Below are 26726 nucleotides of genomic sequence, written 5' to 3'. Positions count from 1 at the left end.
AAGCACCCTCGCGTCGGCGGCGCTCCCGCAACGCCGCCCACACCCTGGCGTCCAGCGTGTCCGTGTCCCCCCGTGACGGCGCCCGCGTACCGGCCGGCGTCCGCCGGGTCCCCGCGCCTGCCGGGTCCCCGCGTCAGCCGCGGCGCAGCAGCCGTGTGGCCCCCGCGGCCACCGTCGTCGCCAGGATCCAGCCGAGGAGGATCACGACCGCGGCCAGCCACTGCCAGCCGCCGCGCAGCTGCCAGGAGCCGGCCTGGCCCAGGTCGATGACCGGCAGCAGCAGATCCAGGGCGTAGAGCGAGGCGTTCCACGGAGGGTGCCCGTCGCGGTTGACCGGCTGATGGCCGGCGTGCGCGAACGCGACGGAGGTCGTCGCCCACAGCACCGCCATCCACAGGGCGGCCCGGCCGGGCCGGTAGCCGTAGGCGACCGTCCAGTCCTGCGCGTAACCCCAGAGCTTGGCGGCCAGCGGCAGGGTCTCGCGGCGGCGGCGCTGCTTGGCGAGCAGTACCTCGCGGGCGTCCTCGTCCTCACCGGAGTTGCGCAGCACGGCGGCGAGGCGCTCGTACGGCTCCGGGGCGTACTCGGCGGTCGCCGCCGCCACCCACTCCAGTCGCCGGGCCAGCGGGAAGGCCCCCTGCGGGACCAGGTTCTCGTACGTGAAGCCGCCCATGTGCAGGCTGCCGGGCCCCGGCCAGCTGGACGCCCGGTCGACCAGGTTGACGATCCGCGCGCCGGACAGCACGACCGTGCCGCGCTCGGGCCGCTCGCCGAGGAAGCGCAGCTCGGGCGTCTGGACCCGGAGCAGCGAAAGCCCCTGGTCGTCGTCGAAGGTGAAGCGGGCCCGGTCGAAGTCGACCGCGTCTCCGAACCGCCCGTCGTCCAGGCGGATGCCGCCCTGGCACTCGAACCGCTGCACCAGCGTGCCGCGCGCCGGCGTGGTGCCGCTGGTCATCACCGGATTGCCGAGGCCGGCGGGGGTCATGTAGAGCGTGCGGTTGACGGTCAGCTGGGGGGCGTTGAGGGCGAACCGGGTGTACGGGTTGCTGAGCCTGCTGCCGCGCAGGCTCAGCGACACGCCGACGGTGGCGCCGCGCAGGCTCAGCTCGCCGTGCGACTCCAGCATCTCGGCCTGGAGGTCCTGTCCGACGGTCATGCCGTCGCCGGTGATCGAACGCCCGCGCCGGTCCCGGTAGACCACGGCCTGGTTGAGCAGCAGATCCGTGCCGATGTGCGCGTCGGTCAGCCGTACCCCGTTGTGGAAGTGGCAGCGCGGCAGATGCAGATCGCCCTCGGTGTGCAGCCGGGCCGCCTCCAGACGCGGCACCGCGCAGTTCACCAGCCGTACGGTCGTGAACCGGGACTCGGGCAGCAGGACCTCCTTCTCGAACCGGCAGCCCTTCAGCTCCACGTACGGCACCACCGTGCCGCCCGCGAGATCGAGCACATCGGTGATCCGTACGCCGGTCAGTTTCAGGGAGGCGACCCGGCCCTGGAGGGCGGGCGGCCCGGCGAGCAGCAGCCAGGCGACTATCCGGGCCCGGACACTGCGCTCGGGCCCCCAGGGATGGCCGCCGTGCGGATCGTCGACGGTCGTGTCCCCGCTGCGCAGGTCGTACACGCTGCCGTTGCGGAAGGCCTGCCACATCCCGGCTTCGGCGGCGGTCAGTTCGTCCGGCAGGTCCCCGGTGCGGAGGTCGGCACCCTCGGTCACGGCACGTCCCTTCCTCCCCAGCTACTCACGGGTTTCGTACGTTCGTGCAATGCCCGTTCAGTGACGGCCCGAACGCTACTGGTGACGGGGATCTTCCGGGGAACCGAAGGTGGCTTGTATCAGCCATTGATACGGGCGTCCGACGCCTCGGCGCTGTCTGAGAGAATTGTCCCCGTGCTGCAACATTTCGCGATCACTCGAATCGATCTGCGCGGTGACGCCCTTCCCGAGGGCTCCGCCCTGCGCGACCTGCTGCCCCGAGCCGACTTCGACGTCTCGGCCGCCCTGGAGAAGGTGCGACCGATCTGCGAGGCCGTGCATCATCGGGGCGACGCGGCGCTGATCGACTACGCGGAGAAGTTCGACGGAGTGCGGCTGGAGTCCGTACGGGTTCCGGCGCAGGCCCTCGCCGACGCGCTGGAGCAGCTCGACCCCGCCGTGCGCGCGGCCCTGGAGGAGTCCATCCGCCGCGCCCGTCTCGTCCACCGCGAACAGCGCCGGACGACGCACACCACGCAGGTCGTGCCCGGCGGATCGGTCACCGAGAAGTGGGTGCCGGTCCAGCGGGTGGGGCTCTACGTGCCCGGTGGCCGGTCGGTGTACCCGTCGTCCGTGATCATGAACGCCGTTCCGGCCCAGGAGGCCGGCGTCCCGTCCATGGCGCTGGCTTCCCCGCCGCAGAAGGAGTTCGGCGGCCTTCCGCACCCCACGATCCTCGCCGCCTGCGCGCTGCTCGGCATCGACGAGGTGTACGCGGCCGGAGGCGCCCAGGCCGTCGCGATGTTCGCGTACGGCACCGAGTCCTGCGCCTCGGCCCCCATGGTCACGGGTCCGGGCAACATCTGGGTCGCCGCCGCCAAGCGCTACTTCACCGGCCGGATCGGCATCGACGCCGAGGCCGGCCCGACCGAGATCGCGGTCCTCGCCGACGACACCGCCGACCCGGTGCACGTCGCAGCCGACCTGATCAGCCAGGCCGAGCACGACCCCCTCGCCGCCGCCGTCCTGGTCACCGACTCGCCGGCCCTCGCGGACGCCGTGGAGAAGGAGCTGGAGCCGCAGATCGCGGCCACCAAGCACATCGACGACCGGATCGTCCCGGCCCTGGGCGGCAGGCAGTCGGCGATCGTCCTGGTCGACGGCATCGACGAGGGCCTGCGGGTCGTCGACGCGTACGGCGCCGAGCACCTGGAGATCCAGACGGCGGACGCGGCCGCGGTCGCCGACCGGGTCAGGAACGCCGGAGCGATCTTCGTCGGCCCCTGGGCCCCGGTCTCGCTCGGCGACTACGCGGCGGGCTCCAACCACGTCCTGCCCACCGGCGGCTGCGCCTGCCACTCCTCGGGCCTGTCCGTCCAGTCCTTCCTGCGCGGCATCCACATCGTCGACTACACGAAGGACGCGCTCGCCGACGTCGCCCATCACGTGGTGACGCTCGCGGAGGCGGAGGACCTGCCCGCGCACGGCGCGGCGATCAAGGCAAGGTTCGGTTGGAAGGTACCCGAGGGCAAGTGACTGGCATCGACGATCTCCCCGTACGGGACGAACTGCGCGGCAAGACTCCTTACGGCGCGCCCCAACTCGACGTTCCCGTACGCCTGAACACCAACGAGAACCCCTACCCGCTGCCCGAGCCGCTCGTCGAGCGGATCGCCGAGCGGGTCCGCGAGGCCGCCCGCGGGCTCAACCGCTACCCGGACCGGGACGCCGTGGAGCTGCGCACCGAGCTGGCCGCCTATCTGACGAAGACCGGCAAGCACCCGGTCACCGCCGAGAACGTCTGGGCGGCCAACGGCTCCAACGAGGTCATCCAGCAACTGCTCCAGACCTTCGGCGGACCCGGCCGCGCCGCGATCGGCTTCGAGCCCTCGTACTCGATGCACGCGCTCATCGCTCGCGGCACGGGCACGGCCTGGATCTCGGGTCCCCGCAACGAGGACTTCACCATCGACCTCGCGGCCGCCGAGCGGGCGATCGCCGAGAACCGGCCGGACGTCGTCTTCGTCACCACCCCCAACAACCCCACGGGCAACGCGGTTCCGCCCGAGACGGTCCTCGCGCTCTACGAGGCCGCACAGGCGGCGAAGCCGTCGATGGTCGTGATCGACGAGGCGTACATCGAGTTCAGCCACGGCGACTCGCTGCTGCCGCTGCTGGAAGGACGGCCGAATCTCGTCGTCTCCCGGACGATGTCGAAGGCCTTCGGCGCGGCGGGGCTGCGCCTCGGCTATCTCGCCGCCGACCCGGCGGTGGTGGACGCCGTCCAGCTCGTACGACTGCCGTACCACCTGTCGGCCGTGACGCAGGCGACCGCGCTGGCCGCCCTGGAACACACCGACACCCTGCTCGGCTACGTGGAGCAGCTGAAGGCCGAGCGGGACCGGCTGGTCCTCGAACTGCGCGCGATGGGCTGCGAGGTGACCGAGTCCGATGCCAACTTCGTGCAGTTCGGGCGGTTCGACGACGCCCACGCCGCCTGGCGGAAGATCCTCGACCAGGGCGTCCTGGTCCGGGACAACGGCGTACCGGGGTGGCTGCGGGTCTCCGCCGGAACCCCGAAGGAAAACGACGCGTTCCTCGACGCGGTACGTGAACTACTGGGCTCCGTGGGGGACACCCCCACGCCCCCGAAGGAGCAGAACGCATGAACCGCGTAGGACGCGTGGAGCGGGTGACGAAGGAGACGTCGGTCCTCGTCGAGATCGATCTCGACGGCTCCGGCAAGGTCGACGTGGCCACGGGCGTCGGTTTCTACGACCACATGCTCGACCAGCTCGGCCGGCACGGTCTGTTCGACCTGACCGTGAAGACCGAGGGCGACCTCCACATCGACACGCACCACACCATCGAGGACACCGCCCTCGCGCTGGGCGCCGCCTTCAAGCAGGCACTCGGCGACAAGGTGGGGATCTACCGCTTCGGCAACTGCACGGTCCCGCTGGACGAGTCGCTCGCCCAGGTGACCGTCGACCTGTCCGGACGCCCCTACCTCGTGCACACCGAGCCCGAGAAGATGGCGCCGATGATCGGCGAGTACGACACGACGATGACCCGGCACATCCTGGAGTCCTTCGTCGCCCAGGCCCGGATCGCACTGCACGTGCACGTACCCTACGGACGCAACGCGCACCACATCGTGGAGTGCCAGTTCAAGGCGCTCGCCCGTGCCCTGCGTTACGCCTCCGAGCGCGACCCGCGCGCCGCCGGAATCCTCCCCTCCACGAAGGGCGCGCTGTGACAGGCCTGTCGAGCATCCTGATCGTTGTCGGTCTCTTCCTCCTCGGAGGGATCTACTCCTTCGTCAAGCAGGACATGCCGAAGAGCCTGGTCGTACTGCTCTCGATAGGCGCCGCGATGTGTCTCGTCGCGGGCGTCATGAGGCTGGAGGTGTGGAGTTGAGCGCACCCAAAAAGGTCGTCGTCTTCGACTACGGCTTCGGAAACGTACGGTCGGCCGAGCGCGCCCTCGCCCGCGCGGGCGCCGAGGTCGAGATAACGCGCGACTTCGACACCGCGATGAACGCGGACGGTCTGCTGGTGCCGGGCGTCGGCGCCTTCGCCGCCTGCATGAAGGGCCTCAAGGAGGCGCGCGGCGACTGGATCATCGGCCGGCGGCTGTCCGGCGGCCGTCCCGTCATGGGCATCTGCGTCGGCATGCAGATCCTCTTCTCGCGCGGCATCGAGCACGGCGTGGAGACCGAGGGCCTCGACGAGTGGCCGGGCACGGTCGGGCCGCTGCAGGCCGACATCGTGCCCCACATGGGCTGGAACACCGTCGAGACCCCGGCCGGCTCGCAGGCCTTCGCGGGCCTCGACGCCGACGCGCGCTTCTACTTCGTCCACTCCTACGCCGTCCACGACTGGTCCCTGGAGGTCGGCAACCCGTTGCTGCGCGCCCCCCTGGTGACCTGGTCCGCGCACGGCGAACCCTTCGTGGCGGCCGTCGAGAACGGCGCCCTGTGGGCCACCCAGTTCCACCCCGAGAAGTCCGGCGACGCCGGAGCCCAGCTCCTCACCAACTGGATCGGAACACTGTGAGCAAGCTCGAACTCCTCCCCGCCGTCGACGTCCGCGACGGCCAGGCCGTCCGTCTCGTGCACGGCGAGTCCGGGACCGAGACCTCCTACGGCTCCCCGCTGGAGGCCGCCCTGGCCTGGCAGAGCGCGGGCGCCGAGTGGCTGCACCTCGTCGACCTGGACGCCGCGTTCGGCACCGGCGACAACCGGGACCTGATCGCCGAGGTCACCGGGGCGATGGACATCAAGGTCGAGCTGTCCGGCGGCATCCGCGACGACGCCTCCCTGGCGGCCGCCCTCGCGACCGGCTGCACCCGCGTCAACCTCGGCACCGCCGCCCTGGAGACCCCCGAGTGGGTCGCCAAGGTCATCGCCGAGCACGGCGACAAGATCGCGGTCGGCCTCGACGTCCGCGGTACGACCCTGCGCGGCCGCGGCTGGACCCGCGACGGCGGCGACCTCTACGAGACGCTGGAGCGCCTCAACTCCGAGGGCTGCGCCCGCTATGTGGTGACGGACATCGCCAAGGACGGCACGCTCCAGGGCCCGAACCTGGAGCTGCTGCGCACCGTGTGCGCGGCGACCGACCGCCCGGTGGTCGCCTCCGGCGGGGTGTCGTCGCTGGACGACCTGCGCGCCATCGCCGAACTCGTGCCGCTCGGCGTCGAGGGCTCCATCGTCGGCAAGGCCCTGTACGCGAAGGCGTTCACCCTCGAAGAGGCCCTGGCGGCGGTAGCCCGGTGAGCGCCGTACGACGCGTTGCGACCGGCGCGCCCTGGGAGGACACCTTCGGGTACTCCCGCGCGGTGGAACTGCCGAACGGCCTGGTGCTGGTGTCCGGCTGCACCTCCGTGATCGACGGCCAGATCGCCGAGGGCGACCCGTACGAGCAGGCGCTCAACTCCTTCGGCGCCGCGTTCGCGGCGCTGGAGCAGCTCGGCCTCGGCCGCGACGACGTCGTCCGTACGCGTATGTACATCACCCATGCCCGGGACGTGGAGGCCGTCGGTCGCGCCCACAAGCTGCTGTTCGACGCACTCCGCCCCGCCGCAACCATGATCATTGTCGCGGGTCTGGTGGACTCGCGTCTGGTGGTCGAGGTCGAGGTGGAGGCGTTCCGCGCGAGCGAGAACCACACGGAACAGTCCGGCGAAGGCCGCACGGAGCAGGGAGAAGCGCAGTCATGACCCTGGCGGTCCGAGTGATTCCCTGCCTGGACGTGGACAACGGCCGGGTCGTCAAGGGCGTCAACTTCCAGAACCTGCGGGACGCGGGCGACCCCGTCGAGATGGCCAAGGTGTACGACGCCGAGGGCGCCGACGAGCTCACGTTCCTGGACATCACCGCGTCCTCGGGCAACCGTGAGACCACGTACGACGTGGTGCGTCGCACGGCCGAGCAGGTCTTCATCCCGCTGACGGTCGGCGGCGGTGTCCGCACCGCCGAGGACGTCGACAAGCTGCTGCGGGCCGGCGCCGACAAGGTCGGCGTCAACACGGCCGCCATCGCCCGGCCCGACCTCATCCGGGAGATCGCGGAGCGGTTCGGGCGGCAGGTGCTCGTGCTGTCGGTGGACGCGCGCAGGACCGAGGGCGGTTCCTTCGAGGTGACCACCCACGGCGGCCGCAAGGGCACCGGCATCGACGCCGTCGAGTGGGCCCACCGGGCCGCCGAGCTGGGCGCGGGCGAGATCCTGCTCAACTCGATGGACGCGGACGGCACGAAGGACGGCTACGACATCGAGATGATCGAGGCCGTACGCAAGCACGTCACCGTTCCGCTGATCGCCAGCGGCGGTGCGGGCCGGCTCGGCCACTTCCCGCCGGCCATCGAGGCGGGCGCCGACGCGGTGCTGGCCGCGTCCGTCTTCCACTTCGGTGACCTGCGGATCGGCGAGGTCAAGGAGACCCTGCGAGAGGCGGGGCATCCCGTCCGCTGACGATCCCGCACCACCGTTCACGGCCCGCACGTGGCAGCTTCCGCTGCCGGGTGCGGGCCGTGTTCCGTGGAGGAGCCGTGTCCGTGGCGAAGGGGCGTCCGCCGTCGGACTTTTGCGCGCGGGTTCGGTGCGGGGCGACAGGGACGACGGCGCGCGGTGGCCCAAGACCGGTGATTCTGCCGATGTACGGGCCGGGTCCGGGGCGGACAGTTGCCACCGCAACCACCGAGACGGACCCCCGCCGTTTCGCGGCGTGCGCCTTCAACACCCATGCCAGGGCGGCGCTTCGACCGCGGCGCGGGTCCGTCCTCCCTCACCGAGAGGATGCACCCACCGTGCAGCACCCGAACCGCGCACTCCCCGCCGCACCCGTCGGCCCCGACCCGTCCCCCCGCCGCCCGAACCGGCTCACGAACCGGCTGGTGCGGGCCGGCCTCGCGGTGCTCCTGGCCGCGGGCGGCCTCGTCGCCGCGCAGGCCACCGGGGCGCAGGCCATCGGAGCACCGTCCGTCTCGGCGCAGGCCGCCACGAACCCGTACGAGCGCGGCCCCGCCCCCACGAACGCCAGCATCGAGGCGGCCACCGGGTCCTACGCCGTCTCCCGGACCACCGTCTCCGCGCTGTCCGTGAGCGGCTTCGGCGGCGGAACCGTCTACTACCCGACCTCGACCGCCGACGGCACCTTCGGCGCGGTCGCCATCGCACCCGGGTACACCGCCTACCAGTCGTCCATCGCCTGGCTCGGTCCCCGGCTCGCCTCCCAGGGCTTCGTGGTGTTCACCATCGACACCCTGACCACCCTCGACCAGCCCGACAGCCGCGGCCGGCAGTTGCTGGCCGCGCTCGACTACCTGACCCAGAGCAGTTCCGTGCGGGCCAGGATCGACAGCAGTCGGCTCGGTGTCATGGGCCACTCGATGGGCGGTGGCGGCACGCTGGAGGCCGCGAAGAGCCGCCCCTCGCTCCAGGCGGCGATTCCGCTCACCGGCTGGAACCTGGACACCACCTGGCCGGAGATCAAGACGCCGACCCTGATCGTGGGCGCCGACGGCGACACGATCGCACCGGTCGCCACGCACTCCGAGCCCTTCTACCAGAGTCTGCCGAGCACGCTCGACAAGGCGTACCTGGAACTCAGGGGCGCCACCCACTTCACGCCCAACAGCTCGAACACGACGATCGCGAAGTACAGCATTTCGTGGCTGAAGCGGTTCATCGACAATGACACCCGCTACGAGCAGTTCCTCTGCCCGCTGCCGCAGCCCTCTTCGGCGATCGCCGAGTACCGGGGCAACTGCCCGCACACCTCCTGATCCGCCCCGCACGGTCCGCCCCGTGCGCACGTGACGGCCGCCGGCTTCCGGTGGCCGTCACGCGCGCACGGGTCCGGGGAACCGCGGCGCGGCATGTGCGCGGTACTTGTGCGGGCGCACAAGCCTTGCCCTCCGGGCCTGGGAGCACGCCCAGCCGCCGTCCCCGTAAGAGCCTTGTCCACCCAGGTCAGAGGGGGTTTACGGGCCTGCGGGGACAAGCGAACGCGGGACTTCCGCCTTCGTTTACGCGGAAGTAACGTGACGGTCGTGACCGGAAACGCGACCGCGCGAAGTCCCCTCCGGGCAGCCGGCCGGAGCTCCTTACCGCCGCCCGCCCGGGGTGCGTCGAACGACCCGGTCCAGAGCCGCGGCCCCGGTCGGCCGCTCGCCCCCGGGCATGAGCCGGAACCCCTCTCGGCACCGGGTTCCACGGCGCCGCCGCCCACCGTGCCGGGCCTGACGACAGTCCTCCGCGCCGCCGTTCGCGGCGGCGGGAACCGGCGCCGGTGGCCGGGGCATCCGGAGCATCGGGCGGGTCGCGGCCGTACGACCGCCGTACGCGCCGATGCCCCCGCGGTATACGACGCCGGCGCGGTCGGCGCGGTCGAGGCGACCGGCGCGAGCGAAGCGACCGGGGCAGCCGGCGTGACCAAGGTGACCGGCGTGACCGGCGTGACCGGCGTGACCGGGGCATCCGAGGCGACCGATCCGGCTTACCCGACCGGCGCGAGCGAGGCGAGTGGCCCGGCTCTTCCGACCGATGCGACGCATCCGACCGGCAACCCGGCGTCGGGGTTCGGGGAAGGGCCCAGGCCCGGTCCGCCGCCCGGTGTGGACGGCGTCGCGGGCTCGGGTTCGGGGGACTTGCGCGGAGCTCCGGAGGGTCTGTTGCTGTTGCTGGCGGCCGAGCGGGAGCGGGACGTGAGGGCGGCCGGGGCGGATGCGGTGGTGATTCTCGGGGCGGCCGGGGCGGGGGGACTCGACGCGGGTGCCCTCGACGCCGCTGAAGCCGCGGGACTCCTCCAGCTCGCCGGAGGCCGCATCCGCCTCGTCGATCCATGCCTGGCCGGCACCGTATACGCCACCGTCCCGCCCGCCCGTCGGCGCGCGGCGCACCGTCTGCTGGCCGATGCCCACACCGGGGGCCCGCGCGCGCTGCCCGTTCTCTTCCACCGGGCCTCGGCGGCCACCGCTCCCGCACCCGGCCTCGGCGACGCGCTCGCCACCGCGGCCGCGCTGCCGGACGGCGGACCGACACACGCGGAGCGCTCGGCGGCCTGGGCGCGGTCGGCCGAACTCGCCGCCGGTGAGGGTCCGCGTGCCGTCCGCCTGATCAACGCCGCCGATCAGGCCCGGCTGGCGGGACTGCCGCACCGGGCGCGGGAGTTGCTCGCGTCGGCCGGGTACGAGGGTCCGCACGGCGCCGTGCGCGGCGCGGCCCAACTGGTGAGCGGGCAGCTCGCCCTCCAGAACGGCCCGGTCGCCGACGCCCGCGAAGCGCTGCTGCTGGCCGCCGAGTTACTGGCTCCCGTCGATCCGCACCGCGCCCTGGCCGCCCGGCTCGCCGCCGTCGAGGCATCCTGGGCGATGGGTGACGCGGCGGCGTGCGTGGAAGCCCTGGACCACACCCCGGTGCGGCCGGACCACACCCCGGTGCGGCGGGACGACATCCAGGCGCGGCCGGAAAACACTCCGGCGGGGCCGGACGGTACCCCTGCGCAGCGGGGCCGCATCCTGGTGCGGCCTGACCATACTCCGGTGCGGCTGGATGACACTCCGGTGCGGCCGGACCACATTCCGGTGCGGCGGGACGACATCCCGGCGCGGCCGGAAATCACTCCGGCGGGGTCGGACGGTACCCCTGCGCAGCGGGGCCGTATCCCGGTGCGGCCGGACCACCCCCCGGCGCAGCTGGAAATCACTCCGGTGCGACCAGGCCGCATCCAGGCGGGGCCGGACCACATCCAACCGGGGCCGGACCATCCCCCGGCGCGGTCGGAACCCGACCGACGGCTCGCGGCGTACCGGGCGGGGATGTCCGCCATGCTGCACGGGCGCCTGGACACCGGACGGCAGCCGTTGCGGGAGGTGGTGTCCGGAGCGGGGGAGGCCGGAGTCCTCGACGGCCCGGAAGCCCTGCTGCGGGCCGGGGGTGCCGCCCTCGTCGTCGGTGACCTCACCGCCGCCTGCCGCGCCAACTCCCGTGCGCTCGCCGCCGCCAGAGCCCGGGGCCCGTACATCCTGGTCGCCCAGGCGCTGGAACGGCTGGCCTACGGAGAACTGCGCGCCGGCCGCCATGCCCGCGCCCGTGCCCACGCCGAGGACGGCCTGCGTACGGCCCTCGGTGCCGGGCAGGACAACCTCGCGGCACACCACCACGCGATCCTCGCGCTGGTGGCGTCGGTCGAGGGCTCGTGCGAGGCCGTCGCGGAGCACGCCGACGCCGCCGAACGCGTCGCCGCGCCCCACGGCCTCGTCCAGGCGGCCACGTTGTCCCAGTGGGCTCGGGCCCGTGTCGACCTGGCCCGCGGCCGGCTCCCCGAGGCGGCCGCGCGGCTCGGCCCCCTGGTCGGAGCCGGCCCGCGCCGCGGTCACTTCGCGGTACGGATGCTCGCCGTCCCCTGCTTCGTGGAAGCGGCGGCCCGCACCGGACAGACGGAGGCCGCCCGGTCCGCGGTGGCCGAGTTCGCCCATTGGGCCGCGCAGGGCGCCGATCCCCAGGCCCCGGCCCAACTGGCCCGTTGCCGCGCGCTGTTGAGCGGCCCCGAGGAATGCGAAGCGCTGTTCACCACCGCGCTCGACCGACACGACGAGGTGGCCGGGGACTTCGAACGCGGACGCACCCAACTCCTCTACGGCGCCTGGCTGCGGCGCCGGCGCAGACCGGGCGAGGCCCGCGGCAGGCTGCGGGACGCGCTGGTGTCCTTCGAGCGGGGCGGGGCGCTCGGCTGGGCCACGCAGGCGAGGGCCGAACTGCGGGCCACCGGAGACGCCGGACCGGGTGAACCGGCCGGTCAGCTCACGCTTCTGACACCCCAGCAGCTGCGGATCGCCCGCTGTGTGGCGGAGGGGGCCACCAACCGCGAAGTGGCGCTGCGCCTGTCCGTGAGCCCTCGCACCGTGGACCACCACCTGCGCAATGTCTTCGCCGCCCTGGGGGTCCGCTCCCGCGTCGAGCTCTCCCGGTTGGTGGACCGGGCCGAGAAGACCGCCGCACACCCCTAGGTACCGACCGGGCGGTATGTCATCCTGCGGGATCAGGAGGTCCGGAGCACCCGTGTGCCGCGCGTCGGCCGACCGGGCGGTCCGGACCGAGCCGACTCCGGTGGAGGACAGCGATGCAGCACCTCGTACCCGCCCACGTCCGGTCCCAGCCCGGACCGCGGCCCCCGGTACCGGCCGCGCGCCCGGCCGTCGACGCGGAGGCCCTCTCGGTACTGCACCGCGCCGCCCGGGCGCTGATGGCGGGGCTGCCCGAACTCACCGAACGCCTGATGGACCTCCTGAAGGAGCGCGAACCCGCGTACCGCACGGCCATGGAGGCCGATGCGGAGAGCGTGCGCGACGAGGTGCGGCGCTCGCTGCGGCTCAACGTCGGATCCCTGATCCGGCCCGGTGAACTGCGCGAGGCCGCGCACCGCTGCTCCTGGGCCATCGGCAGGGCCCGCGCCGAACGCGGCCTCCCGCTGGACGCCCTGCTGCGCGCCTTCCGGCTGGGCGGCGGCATGATCTGGCAGGAGCTCGTCGACGAGACGACCCGCCGCCACCCCGCCGACGCCCGGCTGCTCGTCCATGTGGCCGCCGACGTCTGGAACTTCGTCGACGACCACTGCGCCGTCGTCGCCGACGCCTACCGCCAGACGGAGCGCGAGCTGATGTGGCGCCGTGAGAACCGGCTGCGGCTGATGACGGCCGCGCTCCTCGACGGCACCGCCCGGATCGCCGATCTGCCGGCCGCAGCCGCCGCCCTGGGGCTTCCCGAACAGGGCCGGTACGCGGTGGTGCTGGCCCGCCTGCCCGTCGGCCGGGCGTTCGCGGACGTACGGGGTCAGGTGCGAATTTCCGGTCTGCGGGTCCTCTGGTACCGCGACCGCGACCGGGACAGCGAGGAGAGCTACGGCATCGTCCTGCTCGGCGACCACCCCTACGGCGGGGGCCCGCCCGGCCACGGCCACGAGATCGGCCTCCTCGACGCCGAGGCCGACGCCGAGCCCGAGCCGACGCCCGGCCCGGCGGCCGAGAGGGGCACAGGCGGCGGAGACGGCCGCGGCGGGGAGCGCCCCCGGACGCACGGGCCCGACGTGGACGCCGGGGAGATCGCCCGTCGGCTGACCGCCCCACCGGTGGCCCGGGTCGGTGTGAGTCCGGTGGTGGACGGTCTCGCGGCGATCGGCGACGCCCGTCGTCTGGCCGACACGGCACTACGGGCCTGCCCGCGCTCCGGCGGAACCGTCGTACTGGAGGAGCATCTGCCCGCCGCACTCGTCGTCTCCTCGCCGGTCCTCGGCGCGGCACTCTCCGAGCGGGTTCTCGGGCCGCTGCTGCGGCTGGACCTGTCCGACCGGGACGTCATGCTGGACACGCTGACGGCCTGGCTCGCCTGCGACGGTTCCGCCCAGCGGGCCGCCGGCCGCCTCTACTGCCACCGCAACACGGTCCTGAACCGGCTGCGACGCTGCGAACAGCTCACCGGCCGCTCCCTGACCCGGCCCGCGGACGTCGTGGAGCTGTCCCTGGCCCTGGCCGCCCACGCGCTGCTCGACCCCTGACCTGTCCGCCGGGCCGCCCGGCCGTCGGCCCGGTGGGACAGGCTCCCGCGAGGCGTTCGCCGTGCGGGACAGATGCGAAAGAGAAGTTGCGCAATTTTAGTTGCGCAACTTTTCTTTCGCATCTAGGGTCGACCCATGGCAAGCAAGGAGAACCGCCGGATCACGGATGTGGGCACGCTCAAAGCCCTCGGACACCCCCTGCGCATGCGGCTGTACCGTGCACTGCTCGTCGCGGACGCGGCCACCGCGTCCCAGTTGGGTGAGCAGGTCGACGAAGCGCCGTCGCTCGTCAGCTACCACCTGCGCAAGCTCGCCGAGCACGGGCTGATCGAAGAGGCCGAGCCGCGCAGCGGCGACGGACGCGAGCGGTGGTGGCAGCCGGCGTCCGACGGCGTCAGCGTCCAGGGCGTCGACTTCCGGGACGCGCCCGAGAAGGAGGCGGCCCATCTCGCCTTCACCCGCCTCTACCACGACCAGCGCAGCGAGCTGTACCGGCGTTACCTCGACGAACGAGCGGCCTGGCCGACGGAGTGGAACGACGCATCCGTCGACGTGGAGGGGACCTTGCGGCTGACTGCGGTCCAACTGGGCGAATTGAAGGACGAGTTGCTCGCCGTCATCAGGAAGTACGACGAGAAGGGCCGCGTGGACGAAACGGCCGGTGACACCGAAGGGCGCGAGAACGTCGCGCTGCACGTGTACGGATTCCCCTTCCGTGTCTGATCCCGAGAGCGCGCCCGACCCGAGAGGACTCGATCCCGTGACCGCGACCGTCATACCCACCCCCGCAGAAGCCCCCGCAGGGGCCCCTGCACCGGCCCCTGCCGAGGCTCCCACGCGGGCCCCCGGCAGGCCCGCCCACCGCGACGGCAACGTCCTGCGCTGGCTCGGCGCCTACACCTCGTCGATGATCGGCGACAACGTCTTCTACATCGCGTTGTCCTGGGCGGCCGTCCAGGCCGGTACGCCCTCCCAGGCCGGGCTCGTGATGGCCGTCAGCGCCGTGCCGAGGGCCCTGCTGATGCTGGGCGGGGGAGTGGTCGCCGACCGGTTCGGGCCGCGGAGGGTCGTCATCGGCAGCGACGCGGTGCGCTGCGCGGCCGTGCTGACGGTCGCCGCGCTGCTCTTCGCGGCCAGTCCCGGGCTGTGGCTGCTGGCCCTGCTCGCCGTCGTCTTCGGCACCGTCGACGCCGTGTTCATGCCCGCCGTGGGCGCCCTTCCGGCCCGTGTCACCGGCCGGGACCAGCTCGCCCGGGTACAGGGCATGCGGGGTCTCGCGATCCGCTTCGCCAGTGTGGTGGGCGCCCCGCTCGGTGGCCTCGGGGTGGCCCTCGGCGGCTCGGCGGCGGCGTTCGCGCTGGCGGGGATGCTGATCGCCGTGTCGGTGCCGCTGCTGATCTCCGTACGTATGCGGGAACTGCCCCCGGACGACGCGGCGGACCCGGCGGACCGCACCGCCTGGCGCGACCTCCGCGACGGTCTTCGCTACATCCGCGGCCACCGCGTCCTCGCCCCGCTCATCGCCGCCATCGCCCTCGGCGACCTCGGCTTCGTGGGACCGCTGAACGTGGGACTGACCCTGCTCGCCGACCGGCGCGGCTGGGGCGCGTCCGGGATGGGCTGGGTGCTCGCGGCCTTCGGCGTCGGTGCGGGAGCCGCCGGGCTGCTGCTGACGCTGCGCGGACGGCTGCCGCGCGCGGGGACCCTCGCCGCCGTGGCCATCCTGGGCGGCTCCGTTGCGATCGGCGCGCTCGCCTTCGCGCCGAGCGTCGCCGCGGCCGCCGGTGTCGCCCTCGTCATCGGCCTGCTCGCCGGGCTCAGCGGAGCCCTGTGCGGGGCACTCCTGCAGACCCAGTCCGACCCCGCCTACCTGGGCCGGGTCAGCGCCGTCGGCGGGATCGTCAGCCTGGGCCTCGCGCCCCTCAGCATGCCGCTGACAGCCGCCGCGATCGGCTGGTGGGGCACCGGGCCCGTCTTCGTCACCAGCGCCGCGGTGTGCGGCCTCGGCGGGGTCCTCGTCCTGTGCGTACGGGACCTGCGGCGCGCCGAACTGCCCCGCTGACCGGCGGCGGAACGGACCTGGCGGTCCGACGGTGGCGGCCCCGGCGGTGGCGGAATGAACCTGGTGGCCCGGCGGTGGGAGCCCGGGCCTGGCGGCCCGGGGGTGACGGAAGGAGCCGGGTGACCGGTGCGGGCCGGGGAAGCAGGTGACCCGGCGGCCTAGATCCCCAGCTGCTTCGCCTCGTGGAGCTTGGTGATCGCGTCCTTGTCGCCGTCCAGCTCGACGTCCGCCACGCTCTGCCGGCCGAACCCGAACAGCAGCAGCTCCGAGGGCTCGCCGGTCACCGTCACGACCGGAGTGCCCTTGTTCAGTACCGTCGTCTGGCCGTTCGGGCGGCGCAGGACCACACCCGTCGGGGCGCCGCGGCCCACCAGCCGGGCCGTGCGGTCCAGGCGCGACCACAGGGCCTCCTGGAACACCGTGTCCAGCTCGCGCGGCGTCCAGTCCGGCTGCGCGCGCCGCACATCCTCGGTGTGGACGTAGTACTCGACCACGTTCGACGCCTCGTCGAGCTGTTTCAGGGAGAACGGCGAGAAGCGCGGTGGCCCCGTACGGATCAGCTGGATGAGTTCCTCGTACGGTTTCTCGGCGAACTCCGCCATCACCCGCTCCAGGCGGGGCGCGAGCTGCTTGACGACGAGACCGCCGGCGGCGTCGGGGCGCCGCTCACGCACCACCACGTGCGCGGCGAGATCCCGGCTGGTCCACCCCTCGCACAGGGTGGGGGCGTCCGGGCCCACGGCTTCCAACAGATCGGCGAGGAGGAGTCGTTCACGCTTGGCATGGGTCGACATGCCAGCCAGCCTACGACCGGGCAGTCGCCGCGCCCAGCGGAGAGCGCCGCGGATCCGGTCGCGCGCGGCCTGTGGACAACCGAGGGGTCCGGCCTGTGGACAACGGCCGGGTACGACGGTCGGGCGCGGCACAATGGCCCCCATGACCAGCACGCCTCCCGCCAGCAGCCTGGACCCCGAGATCGCCGCCCGCCTCAAGCGCAGCGCCGACGGACTCGTCCCCGCCATCGCCCAGCAGTACGACACCGGTGAGGTGCTGATGCTCGGCTGGATGGACGACGAGGCACTGCACCGCACCCTCACCACGGGCCGCTGCACGTACTGGTCGCGCAGCCGCCGGGAGTACTGGGTCAAGGGCGACACCTCCGGCCACTTCCAGCACGTCAGGTCCGTGGCGCTGGACTGCGACGCCGACACGCTGCTGGTGCGGGTCGACCAGGTGGGCGCCGCCTGCCACACCGGAGACCGCACCTGCTTCGACGCCGACGTGTTGCTCAAGGACGCCGGCGACCGGCCCGACGGCGCCGATTCCGGTGCAGCGGCCGGGAATCAGTAAGGTCAGCCGTCATGGACCTCGAGACGTTCCGCAAGCTGGCCACCGACCGCCGTGTCATCCCCGTCAGCCGCAAACTGCTCGCGGACGGCGACACGCCGGTCGCGCTCTACCGCAAGCTGGCCGCCGAACGCCCGGGCACGTTCCTGCTCGAATCCGCGGAGAACGGCCGCACCTCCCTGTCCTGGTCCCGCTACTCCTTCGTGGGCGTCCGCTCCGCCGCCACCCTCACCGAGCGGGACGGACAGGCGCACTGGCTCGGCACCCCGCCCGTCGGCGTCCCCGTGGACGGCGATCCGCTGGTGGCCCTGCGCGCCACCATCGAGGCGCTGCACACCCCGCAGGGAGAGGGACTGCCCCCGTTCACCGGGGGCATGGTCGGCTATCTGGGCTACGACATCGTGCGACGCCTGGAGAAGATCGGGCCCGGCGAGCGGGACGACCTGAAGCTGCCCGAGCTGACCATGCTGCTCACCAGCGACCTGGCCGTCCTGGACCACTGGGACGGCTCGGTCCAGCTCATCGCCAACGCGATCAACCACAACGACCTGGACACCGGGGTCGACGAGGCCTACGCGGACGCCGTCGCCCGCCTCGACGCCATGGAGGCCGACCTCTCGCGCGCGGTGTCCCAGCCGCCCGCCGCGCTCCCGCCCTCCGAACTCCCCGAGTACACCGCGCTCTGGGGCGGCCCCGACTTCCAGGACGCCGTGGAGGACATCAAGGAGCGCATCCGGGCCGGCGAGGCCTTCCAGGTCGTCCCCTCCCAGCGCTTCGAAACGCCGTGCACCGCGAGCGCGTTGGACGTCTACCGGGTCCTGCGGGCGACCAACCCGTCGCCGTACATGTACCTGTTCCGGTTCGACGGCTTCGACGTCGTCGGCTCCTCCCCGGAGGCCCTGGTCAAGGTCGAGGGCGGGCAGGCGATGGTGCACCCCATCGCGGGCACCCGGCCGCGCGGCGCGACCGTCCAGGACGACCAGGCCCTCGCCGACGAGCTGATCGCCGACCCCAAGGAGCGCGCCGAGCACCTCATGCTCGTCGACCTCGGGCGCAACGACCTGGGCCGGGTCTGCGAGCCAGGCTCCGTCGAGGTCGTCGACTTCATGTCCATCGAGCGGTACTCGCACGTGATGCACATCGTCTCCACGGTGACCGGCCGGGTCGCCGCGGGCCGTACGGCCTTCGACGTGCTCACCGCCTGCTTCCCGGCCGGCACCCTCTCCGGCGCGCCCAAGCCGCGCGCGATGCAGATCATCGACGAACTGGAGCCGTCCCGGCGCGGGTTGTACGGCGGCTGCGTCGGCTACCTCGACTTCGCCGGGGACTCCGACACGGCGATCGCCATCCGTACGGCCCTGTTGCGCGACGGCACGGCGTACGTCCAGGCCGGCGCCGGCATCGTCGCCGACTCGGTCCCCGCCGCGGAGGACGACGAGTGCCGCAACAAGGCGGCGGCGGTCCTGCGCGCCGTACACACGGCGAACCGGCTCGGACAGTAGCGGCGACGGGCCGCCTCCGGCCCGGGTCCGCCGGTACCGGGCGGGCTCGCGAGGCCGGGCGGGGGCGGCCCGGGAGGCAGGGCGGCGGGCGGTCGCCGTACCGCCCGCTGGTGCCCGGACCGCGCCCGGGGCCGTACGACCGTGGGTGAATCGCGCCGCGAATCGTGGGCGAATCGCGGGCAATAGGACGAGGCTCACCCAACCCCGAATGACGGTTCGCCCGGGGTTCAGGCGATAGTGGGGTCTGTGACTGCTGTACCTCACCCCCGATCCGAAGCCGCGGGACCCTCCCGGTCCGGCCGCCGCAGCCTCGCTGTGACCCTGCTGAGCGGCGCGCTCGGCGCGGCCGTGGCCCTGCTGTCCACCCGGCAGAACTGGGCACAGGGGACCGCGACCGTGGCCGGCGGTGCCTTCCCGCTGACTGTCAGGGGCAGCGACATCACGGGTGTGCCCGCGGCGCTCGCGATAGTGGGCCTCGCCGCGCTCGTCGCCGTCTTCGCCGTCCGCCGCTCCGGCCGCCTCCTGGTCTCCGCGCTGCTCGCGCTCTCCGGCGCCGGCACGGTCGTCGCCACCGTCCTCGGCGCGAGCGACAGCTCCGCCCTCGACGAGCGGGCCGCCGCCGCCTCCGGCAACACCGCCGCCACCGCGGCCGGGATCGGCCACACCGTCTGGCCGTACGTGGCCGCGGCGGGCGGCGCGCTCATCCTGCTCGCCGGGCTGCTCGCCCTGCGCTACGGACGCCTGTGGCCCGCCATGTCCGGCCGCTACGAGCGGGACGGCAGGCCCCGGCCCCGCAAGGTCAAGCCGGTCGACCCGGACCGCCCCGAGGACATCTGGAAGGCACTCGACCGAGGCGAGGACCCCACCGGTCCCGACCCGGCCGGGACCTAGGGGCTGTCCGACCGTTCACCTCGGGTCGGACGGCGGCCTCCTGTGCCGTGCGTCGCACGGCACAGGGCCGCCCTCGTACCGGGCGCACTCGGGCGTGCACGACAACACGGTGGGACGCGGTGCCCGACGTCGCGGGCCCGGCCGGAATGGTCGGAGAGGCCCCGGCCCCGGCGCCCGCACGGCCCCGTGCCCCGGGTCCTTCGTCCCACCCGGCCGGCCGACGCGCGAGGGGCGACCCCCCGCTCACGGCAGGCCCGCGCGTACGGGACAATGGACGGTGAGCGTCCGACTCACACACGCATACAGCAACGAGGAGCAAGTCATGGCGGGCAGCAGCCACGGTCACACCCCGGCCGCCTGGACCGGTGTCATCATCGCCTTCATCGGTTTCTGCATCGCGGGTGCCTACATGGTGATGGCCGAACCGCTGGGCTTCTGGGCCGGCATGGTCGTCGTCGTCCTCGGCGGTGTCGTGGGCATGGTCATGCGGAGCATGGGTCTCGGCCAGCCGAAGACCTCCACCGCGCACCCCGCGAACACGGCGCGCTCGACCGTGAGCGCCGACGCCTGACCCACTGAGGCTTCACGGAAGGCGGCCCCGGCACACCCGCCGGGACCGCCTTCCGCGTACCCGGGCGAGCGCCCGCTCCGCCCGAGAGGCAGAATGCGTCGCGTGAACGCCGAAACCCAGAGGGTGACGCAGGCCGGGCCGGGCGGCGGTGTCCTGCTGCGACGGCTCGCCGTTCCCGGCGGAACGCTCGCGGCCGTCGCCGGGGCCTTCGCGTACGTCGGGGCCGTCGATCCGAATCAGCCCGGTCACTACCCCGTCTGCCCGCTGCTGCGCCTCACGGGCGTGTACTGCCCCGGCTGCGGCGGTCTGCGCAGCGCACACGCCTTCGCGCACGGAGACCTCGCCACGGCGCTCACGGACAACGCGCTCGCCGTCGGCGGCTACCTGGCCTTCGCCGTGCTGTGGGCCGTCTGGGTGATCCGCGCGGTGCGCGGACGGCCGGCGCGGCTCGATCTCGGACCCGTCCACCTGTGGAGTCTGGGCGCGTTGGTGCTGGTCTTCACCGTTGTCCGGAACCTGCCGTCCGGCGGCTGGCTGCATCCTTGATCAAATGACAAATGTCCAGGTAATGGGACCGGCGTCAACCGGATGCGAGGGCTACGCCTTCCTCCGGATACCATCGCAGTGACCCACTTTTCCGTCAGAGGCGGTGAACCCGGGTCGGCTGCTCAACCGCTTCAACCGTCCACCGCAGGGAAGGGGGCCGCTCGCGTGAGTGTGCTCGACGAGATCATCGACGGAGTCCGTGCCGACCTCGCGGAGCGGCAGGCGCGCGTCAGCCTCGACGAGCTCAAGGAGCGCGCGGCGAAGGCTCCGGCGGCCAAGGACGGCGTGGCCGCCCTGCGCGGTGACGGCGTCAAGGTCATCTGCGAGGTCAAGCGGTCCAGCCCGTCCAAGGGCGCGCTCGCCGCGATCGCCGACCCGGCGGCCCTGGCCGCCGACTACGAGGCGGGCGGCGCGGCCGTCATCTCCGTCCTCACCGAACAGCGCCGCTTCGGCGGTTCCCTCGCCGACCTGGAGGCCGTCCGCGCCCGCGTGGACATCCCGGTGCTGCGCAAGGACTTCATCGTCACGTCGTACCAGCTCTGGGAGGCCCGCGCGTACGGCGCCGACCTGGCGCTGCTCATCGTCGCGGCCCTCGAACAGCCCGCCCTGGAGTCCCTCATCGAGCGTGCCGAGTCCATCGGGCTCACGCCGCTGGTCGAGGTGCACGACGAGGACGAGGTCGAGCGGGCGGTGGACGCCGGCGCGAAGATCATCGGTGTCAACGCGCGCAACCTGAAGACACTGAAGGTCGACCGTACGACCTTCGAGCGGGTCGCCCCCGAGATCCCGGACAGCATCGTCAAGATCGCCGAGTCCGGTGTCCGCGGCCCGCACGACCTCATCGCGTACGCCAACGCGGGCGCCGACGCGGTCCTGGTCGGCGAGTCCCTCGTCACCGGCCGCGACCCGAAGACCGCCGTCTCCGACCTGGTCGCGGCAGGCGCCCACCCGGCCCTGCGGCACGGACGGGACTGACCTGCCGGTGTCCGCCCCGACCCTCGCCCCCGCCGTACCCCGTCCGGGTCACCGCCCGGACGGCGTACCAGCGCGCGCCGGGTCGGCCGTACCCCGTCCGGCCGAACAGGTTCCGGCTGTGCCGGGTCCGGCCGTACCGGCTTGGGGCCCAACGGCTCCGGCCGTACCGGTTCCGGAAGGTCTGGTCCCGCCGTCGCGTGCCGGATCGCCCGTGGTGAGGGTGGACGGCGGGCACTCGTGCCCGCCCGTCGCGTCCGGCACGCACCTCTCCCTTCCCGGGGGCATGTACACCGGGCACCCGTGCGTGCCGTCCGCCGCGGTTCTCCCGGTCCCTTCGGCGGCCCGTGACCCCTACGCCCGTCTCGCCCGCGGCTGCCGGCCGCGCGGCTGCCGGGCGCCCGCACGCCGTGTGCACGGGCGCCGGGTCCGTTACGTCATCGGCGACGAGCCGGGTCAGGTCAACGGCATGCGATGGCCCGAGCGCGTACGCGCGCTCACGCCCTCCCCGGCCTAGTCCCCCTCGCGGGCGGACCGAGCCGGTCCACCGCACGCGTGGACCGGGCCGGATCCGTCCAGGAGCGGACCGATCCGGATCCACTCGCACGGGATCCGGCCGAGTCCGGCACACCCCGGTCCTGGCGGGATCCGGCCGAGTCCGAGTCCGGCACACCACCGGTCCTCGCGACGGCAGGTCCGTCGCCCGTGCGGGTGGACCGGCGGCAGGGCGGGCGGTGTCACCGACAGGCTCGTCGGTGACCGCGGAGCGTGGGTGCGTCCGGCTTCCGTGACCCCTGTCCGATTCCGTAACCGGGGCTGTCGCCCCTGCGAGGTATCCGTATGCCCAGCGAGTTCTTCATTCCCGACCCCGAAGGCCAAGTCCCCAGCGCCGAAGGCTACTTCGGCGCGTTCGGCGGCAAGTTTATCCCGGAGGCGCTGGTCGCCGCCGTGGACGAGGTCGCCGTCGAGTACGACAAGGCGAAGGCGGACCCCGAGTTCGCCCGCGAGCTCGACGACCTGCTCGTCCACTACACCGGACGCCCGAGCTCCCTCACCGAGGTGCCGCGCTTCGCCGAACACGCCGGTGGCGCGCGGATCTTCCTCAAGCGCGAGGACCTCAACCACACCGGCTCGCACAAGATCAACAATGTGCTCGGGCAGGCGCTGCTGACCCGGCGCATGGGCAAGACCCGTGTCATCGCGGAGACCGGCGCCGGCCAGCACGGCGTCGCCACGGCCACCGCCTGCGCGCTCTTCGGCCTCGAATGCACCATCTACATGGGTGAGATCGACACCCGGCGCCAGGCGCTGAACGTGGCACGGATGCGCATGCTCGGCGCCGAGGTCATCGCCGTGAAGTCCGGCTCCCGCACACTCAAGGACGCCATCAACGAGGCGTTCCGCGACTGGGTCGCCAACGTCGACCGCACCCACTACCTCTTCGGGACCGTCGCCGGCCCGCACCCCTTCCCCGCCATGGTCCGCGACTTCCACCGGGTCATCGGTGTGGAGGCCCGTCGGCAGATCCTGGAGCGCGCCGGCCGGCTGCCCGACGCCGCCGTCGCCTGTGTCGGCGGCGGCTCGAACGCCATCGGCCTCTTCCACGCCTTCATCCCCGACAGCGGCGTACGCCTGATCGGCTGCGAGCCCGGCGGGCACGGCGTGGAGACCGGTGAGCACGCGGCGACCCTGACCGCCGGCGAGCCCGGCATCCTGCACGGATCACGGTCGTACGTACTCCAGGACGAGGAGGGCCAGATCACCGAGCCCTACTCGATCTCGGCCGGACTCGACTACCCCGGCATCGGCCCCGAGCACTCCTACCTCAAGGACAGCGGCCGCGCCGAGTACCGAGCGGTCACCGACGACGCGGCGATGCAGGCCCTGCGGCTGCTCTCCCGCACCGAGGGCATCATCCCGGCGATCGAGAGCGCCCACGCGCTCGCCGGGGCCCTGGAGGTCGGCAAGGAGCTGGGCAAGGACGGGCTGATCGTCGTCAACCTGTCCGGGCGCGGCGACAAGGACATGGACACGGCCGCACGCTACTTCGGCCTCTACGACGACGGCGTCGACGCCGTCGTCGCCGCGGACGCCGACAGCGAGAACGCCGAGATCGAGGGGGACGCCAAGTGAGCGGCAACATCCGGCTGTTGAGCGACACCCTCGCCGCGGCGAAGACGGAGGGGCGGTCCGCCCTCATCGCGTACCTGCCCGCCGGGTTCCCGACCGTCGACGGCGGCATCGCCGCCGTCAAGGCCGTCTTCGACGGCGGCGCCGACATCGTCGAGGTCGGGCTGCCGCACAGCGACCCGGTCCTCGACGGCCCCGTCATCCAGACCGCCGACGACATCGCCCTGCGCGGCGGCGTCAAGATCGCGGACGTCATGCGGACCGTCCGGGAGGCCGTCGAGGCCACCGGCAAGCCCGTCCTCGTGATGACGTACTGGAACCCGATCGACCGCTACGGCGTCGAGCGCTTCACCGCCGAGCTCGCCGAGGCGGGCGGCGCGGGCTGCATCCTGCCCGACCTGCCCGTCCAGGAGTCGGCGCAGTGGAGGGAGCACGCCGAGAAGCACGGCCTCGCGACCGTCTTCGTCGTCGCGCCCAGCAGCAAGGACGCCCGGCTCGCCGAGATCACCGCGGCCGGCAGCGGCTTCGTGTACGCGGCCTCGCTGATGGGGGTCACCGGAACCCGGGAGTCGGTCGGGACCCAGGCCCAGGACCTGGTGGCGCGCACCAAGGCCACCACGGAGCTGCCCGTCTGTGTCGGCCTCGGCGTCTCCAGCGCCGCGCAGGCCGCCGAGGTGGCCGGCTTCGCCGACGGCGTGATCGTCGGCTCGGCGTTCGTGAAGCGGATGCTGGACGCGACGGACGACGCGGCCGGGCTCGAAGCCGTACGCGAGCTGGCGGCCGACCTCGCGAAGGGCGTGCGCGGAACGGCGTAACGCCACCACGCGGATCCGGACGTACTCGACGGCCCGGATCCGCGCGTACCGGACAATCCGCTCACTCGAACGAGTGGACCTTGGACCGGGGAGGCGCGCTGTGCCTCCCCGGTTCGTTCTGCCGGATGTGAGCGAGAAGAACCGTGACGGAAAGCGCAGCGCCCGCGAGCGGCTGGCGGTCGAGCGAGAGAAGCAGAAGGCCGGGGAGAAGCGCCGGCGCGCGCTGATCGTGGGGGCGTCGGTGGTCTGCGTCCTCGGTCTGGCCGCCGTGATCGGAGTGGTGGCCGCCAACTCGGGCAAGGACAAGAAGAGTGGCGCGTCGGGCCCGGTCGTGTCGCCCTCGGGCGCCACCGGCAAGGACAGTCTCGCGATCCCCGTCGGCAAGGACAGCGCCAAGTCGACCCTCACGGTGTGGGAGGACTTCCGCTGCCCGGCCTGCCAGGCCTTCGAGACGGCCTACCGTCCGACGATCCACGAACTGGTCGACTCCGGGCAGCTGAAGGTCGAGTACCACCTCGTCACGCTGATCGACGGGAACCTGGGCGGCAGCGGCTCCCTCAAGGCCGCCAACGCCGCGGCGTGCGCCCAGGACGCCGGGAAGTTCCGTGACTACCACGACGTGCTGTACGCGAACCAGCCCAAGGAGACCGACGACGCCTTCGCCGACAACGCCAAGCTCATCGAACTCGCCGGCAAGGTCGACGGCCTGGACACCCCGGCCTTCCGCAGCTGCGTCAACGGCGGCACCCACGACACCTGGGTCGAGAAATCGAACGCCGCGTTCCAGAGCAACGGCTTCACGGGCACCCCGACCGTGCTCCTGGGCGGCAAGAACATCTACACGGACCAGTCGATGACCCCCGCCAAGCTCAAGCAGATGGTGGAGGCGGCGAACAAGGGCTGAGCCGTCCGCACGCCCCGGTGCCCCCGCCTGTCCACAGGCCGGGGGCGCCGCACGTTATGGACCCGTTGCGGGGCTGCCCGCCGCCGGTGGCGTCCGGCACGGTAGCGTCGACCTTGCCATGGAACTTGCCTACATTCCCAGCCCGTCGCACGGTGTGCTGCACCTCGGCCCCATTCCGCTGCGCGGCTACGCGTTCTGCATCATCATCGGCGTCTTCGTAGCCGTCTGGCTCGGCAACAAGCGCTGGATCGCCCGGGGAGGGCGGACCGGCACAGTGGCCGACATCGCGGTCTGGGCCGTGCCCTTCGGCCTCGTCGGCGGCCGGCTCTACCACGTGATCACGGACTACGAGCTGTATTTCAGCGAGGGCCGTGACTGGGTGGACGCCTTCAAGATCTGGCAGGGCGGGCTCGGCATCTGGGGCGCCATCGCCCTCGGTGGGCTGGGCGCGTGGATCGGGTGCCGCCGCCGGGGTATCCCGCTGCCGGCCTGGGCCGACGCCCTCGCGCCGGGCATCGCCTTCGCGCAGGCGATCGGGCGCTGGGGCAACTGGTTCAACCAGGAGCTGTACGGCAGGGCCACGGACCTTCCGTGGGCGCTGCACATCACGTCCTCCACGGACGGGCGGGTCCCCGGCTACTACCACCCGACGTTCCTGTACGAGTCCCTGTGGTGCGTCGGCGTCGGATTCCTGGTCATCTGGGCCGACCGCCGTTTCAAGCTCGGCCACGGGCGCGCCTTCGCCCTGTACGTCGCCGCCTACTGCGTCGGCCGGGGCTGGATCGAGTACATGCGTGTCGACGACGCCCACCACATCCTGGGCCTGCGTCTCAACGACTGGACCGCGCTGGTGGTCTTCCTCCTCGCGGTGCTCTATTTCGTGCTCTCGGCCCGGCTGCGTCCGGGGCGCGAGGAGATCGTGGAGCCCCACGCCGACGAGGACGCGTCGGCCGAGGACGACGCCACCGCCTCCGGCAAGGACGAGGACGCGGCCGAGGACAAGGCCGACGACAAGGACAAGAGCGGCGGCAAGAGCGAGGACGAGGGCGGGACCGACGCCGGGACCGAGGACGACTCCGTCGACCTCGACAAGCCGGCCGTCGCCGAGTCCACCAAGCCCGCTGAGTCCACCAAGCCCGCCGGATCCGCATCCGAGACGCAGACCGACGCCGAGTCCGTGTCGCGGGACGAGGCCGGGTCGGCCAAGAAGAGCTGAGCTCTCCCCGTACAGAGAAG

General features: G+C 72.7%; 26 protein-coding genes. 24 read left to right on the top strand and 2 right to left on the bottom strand.

Annotation, left to right across the window (positions count from 1 at the left end; all coding sequences use genetic code 11):
• Positions 1–133: 133 nt before the first annotated feature.
• Positions 134–1714, bottom strand: a complete 1581-nt coding sequence (locus N4G66_RS34105; protein ID WP_261708154.1) for an oxidoreductase — start codon at positions 1712–1714, stop codon at positions 134–136.
• Positions 1715–1888: 174 nt separating this feature from the next.
• On the opposite strand from N4G66_RS34105, the gene hisD reads away from it, so the two are divergent.
• The 13 genes from hisD (at position 1889) to N4G66_RS34040 (ending at position 15812) form a co-directional block, all read left to right on the top strand.
• Positions 1889–3229 carry a histidinol dehydrogenase gene (gene hisD, locus N4G66_RS34100; RefSeq protein WP_261708153.1) on the top strand — a complete coding sequence of 447 codons (1341 nt, stop codon included), beginning with the start codon at positions 1889–1891 and terminating at the stop codon, positions 3227–3229.
• Positions 3226–4362 (top strand): histidinol-phosphate transaminase, encoded by a 1137-nt coding sequence (locus N4G66_RS34095; protein ID WP_261708152.1) that lies wholly within the window; start codon positions 3226–3228, stop codon positions 4360–4362. Before hisD ends, N4G66_RS34095 begins: the two co-directional genes overlap by 4 nt.
• Positions 4359–4952, top strand: a complete 594-nt coding sequence (hisB, locus tag N4G66_RS34090; RefSeq protein WP_261708151.1) for an imidazoleglycerol-phosphate dehydratase HisB — start codon at positions 4359–4361, stop codon at positions 4950–4952. The genes N4G66_RS34095 and hisB overlap by 4 nt, the downstream gene beginning before the upstream one ends.
• Complete coding sequence (locus N4G66_RS34085) at positions 4949–5113, top strand: hypothetical protein (protein WP_261708150.1); 165 nt, start codon at positions 4949–4951, stop codon at positions 5111–5113. Before hisB ends, N4G66_RS34085 begins: the two co-directional genes overlap by 4 nt.
• Complete coding sequence (hisH, locus tag N4G66_RS34080) at positions 5104–5751, top strand: imidazole glycerol phosphate synthase subunit HisH (protein ID WP_261708149.1); 648 nt, start codon at positions 5104–5106, stop codon at positions 5749–5751. Before N4G66_RS34085 ends, hisH begins: the two co-directional genes overlap by 10 nt.
• Entirely contained in the window at positions 5748–6473 is a 726-nt protein-coding gene (gene priA / locus N4G66_RS34075) for a bifunctional 1-(5-phosphoribosyl)-5-((5-phosphoribosylamino)methylideneamino)imidazole-4-carboxamide isomerase/phosphoribosylanthranilate isomerase PriA (protein WP_261708148.1), read from the top strand. Before hisH ends, priA begins: the two co-directional genes overlap by 4 nt.
• Positions 6470–6916: a RidA family protein gene (locus N4G66_RS34070; RefSeq protein ID WP_261708147.1), complete on the top strand. Its 447-nt coding sequence runs from the start codon at positions 6470–6472 to the stop codon at positions 6914–6916. Before priA ends, N4G66_RS34070 begins: the two co-directional genes overlap by 4 nt.
• Positions 6913–7668 carry an imidazole glycerol phosphate synthase subunit HisF gene (gene hisF, locus N4G66_RS34065; RefSeq protein ID WP_261708146.1) on the top strand — a complete coding sequence of 252 codons (756 nt, stop codon included), beginning with the start codon at positions 6913–6915 and terminating at the stop codon, positions 7666–7668. Before N4G66_RS34070 ends, hisF begins: the two co-directional genes overlap by 4 nt.
• A gap of 335 nt (positions 7669–8003) precedes the next feature.
• Positions 8004–8981, top strand: coding sequence for a bis(hydroxyethyl) terephthalate hydrolase (gene bdeA, locus N4G66_RS34060; RefSeq protein WP_391858934.1), 978 nt, complete (start codon positions 8004–8006; stop codon positions 8979–8981).
• A gap of 663 nt (positions 8982–9644) precedes the next feature.
• Positions 9645–12206, top strand: coding sequence for a helix-turn-helix transcriptional regulator (locus N4G66_RS34055; protein WP_261708145.1), 2562 nt, complete (start codon positions 9645–9647; stop codon positions 12204–12206).
• A gap of 113 nt (positions 12207–12319) precedes the next feature.
• Entirely contained in the window at positions 12320–13750 is a 1431-nt protein-coding gene (locus tag N4G66_RS34050) for a PucR family transcriptional regulator (protein ID WP_261708144.1), read from the top strand.
• A gap of 135 nt (positions 13751–13885) precedes the next feature.
• Positions 13886–14473, top strand: a complete 588-nt coding sequence (locus tag N4G66_RS34045) for an ArsR/SmtB family transcription factor (RefSeq protein WP_261708143.1) — start codon at positions 13886–13888, stop codon at positions 14471–14473.
• Positions 14474–14627: 154 nt separating this feature from the next.
• Positions 14628–15812 carry an MFS transporter gene (locus tag N4G66_RS34040; RefSeq protein WP_261708158.1) on the top strand — a complete coding sequence of 395 codons (1185 nt, stop codon included), beginning with the start codon at positions 14628–14630 and terminating at the stop codon, positions 15810–15812.
• Positions 15813–15970: 158 nt separating this feature from the next.
• Here N4G66_RS34040 and N4G66_RS34035 read toward each other — a convergent pair whose 3' ends face one another.
• The gene (locus N4G66_RS34035; protein WP_261708142.1) at positions 15971–16606 is read right to left on the bottom strand and encodes a TIGR03085 family metal-binding protein; all 636 of its coding nucleotides are present in this window, start codon (positions 16604–16606) and stop codon (positions 15971–15973) included.
• A 142-nt stretch (positions 16607–16748) separates the two neighbouring features.
• Between N4G66_RS34035 and hisI the strand changes: the two genes are divergently transcribed.
• The 11 genes from hisI (at position 16749) to lgt (ending at position 26706) form a co-directional block, all read left to right on the top strand.
• Positions 16749–17162: a phosphoribosyl-AMP cyclohydrolase gene (gene hisI / locus N4G66_RS34030; RefSeq protein ID WP_261708141.1), complete on the top strand. Its 414-nt coding sequence runs from the start codon at positions 16749–16751 to the stop codon at positions 17160–17162.
• An 11-nt stretch (positions 17163–17173) separates the two neighbouring features.
• Positions 17174–18661 (top strand): anthranilate synthase component I, encoded by a 1488-nt coding sequence (locus tag N4G66_RS34025; RefSeq protein WP_261708140.1) that lies wholly within the window; start codon positions 17174–17176, stop codon positions 18659–18661.
• A gap of 237 nt (positions 18662–18898) precedes the next feature.
• Positions 18899–19552, top strand: a complete 654-nt coding sequence (locus N4G66_RS34020; protein WP_261708139.1) for a TIGR02234 family membrane protein — start codon at positions 18899–18901, stop codon at positions 19550–19552.
• Positions 19553–19874: 322 nt separating this feature from the next.
• Positions 19875–20123: an HGxxPAAW family protein gene (locus tag N4G66_RS34015; protein WP_261708138.1), complete on the top strand. Its 249-nt coding sequence runs from the start codon at positions 19875–19877 to the stop codon at positions 20121–20123.
• A gap of 93 nt (positions 20124–20216) precedes the next feature.
• Entirely contained in the window at positions 20217–20669 is a 453-nt protein-coding gene (locus N4G66_RS34010) for a DUF2752 domain-containing protein (RefSeq protein WP_261708137.1), read from the top strand.
• Positions 20670–20834: 165 nt separating this feature from the next.
• Positions 20835–21644 carry an indole-3-glycerol phosphate synthase TrpC gene (gene trpC, locus N4G66_RS34005; RefSeq protein WP_261708136.1) on the top strand — a complete coding sequence of 270 codons (810 nt, stop codon included), beginning with the start codon at positions 20835–20837 and terminating at the stop codon, positions 21642–21644.
• Between the two features lie 283 nt (positions 21645–21927).
• Positions 21928–22158: a tryptophan biosynthesis modulator TrpM gene (trpM, locus tag N4G66_RS46035; protein WP_391858933.1), complete on the top strand. Its 231-nt coding sequence runs from the start codon at positions 21928–21930 to the stop codon at positions 22156–22158.
• A 323-nt stretch (positions 22159–22481) separates the two neighbouring features.
• The gene (trpB, locus tag N4G66_RS34000; protein WP_261708135.1) at positions 22482–23774 is read left to right on the top strand and encodes a tryptophan synthase subunit beta; all 1293 of its coding nucleotides are present in this window, start codon (positions 22482–22484) and stop codon (positions 23772–23774) included.
• The gene (gene trpA / locus N4G66_RS33995) at positions 23771–24586 is read left to right on the top strand and encodes a tryptophan synthase subunit alpha (protein WP_261708134.1); all 816 of its coding nucleotides are present in this window, start codon (positions 23771–23773) and stop codon (positions 24584–24586) included. Before trpB ends, trpA begins: the two co-directional genes overlap by 4 nt.
• Before the next feature lie 127 nt (positions 24587–24713).
• On the top strand, positions 24714–25490 hold the full coding sequence (locus tag N4G66_RS33990) for a DsbA family protein (RefSeq protein ID WP_261708133.1): 777 nt from the start codon (positions 24714–24716) through the stop codon (positions 25488–25490).
• Positions 25491–25608: 118 nt separating this feature from the next.
• Positions 25609–26706, top strand: a complete 1098-nt coding sequence (gene lgt, locus N4G66_RS33985) for a prolipoprotein diacylglyceryl transferase (RefSeq protein WP_261708132.1) — start codon at positions 25609–25611, stop codon at positions 26704–26706.
• Positions 26707–26726: the final 20 nt, after the last annotated feature.

Source organism: Streptomyces rhizosphaerihabitans, from assembly GCF_025399795.1.
Taxonomy (GTDB): domain Bacteria; phylum Actinomycetota; class Actinomycetes; order Streptomycetales; family Streptomycetaceae; genus Streptomyces; species Streptomyces rhizosphaerihabitans.
Note: the sequence above shows the minus strand (reverse complement) of the source record. Positions and strands in the feature narration are given on the sequence as shown.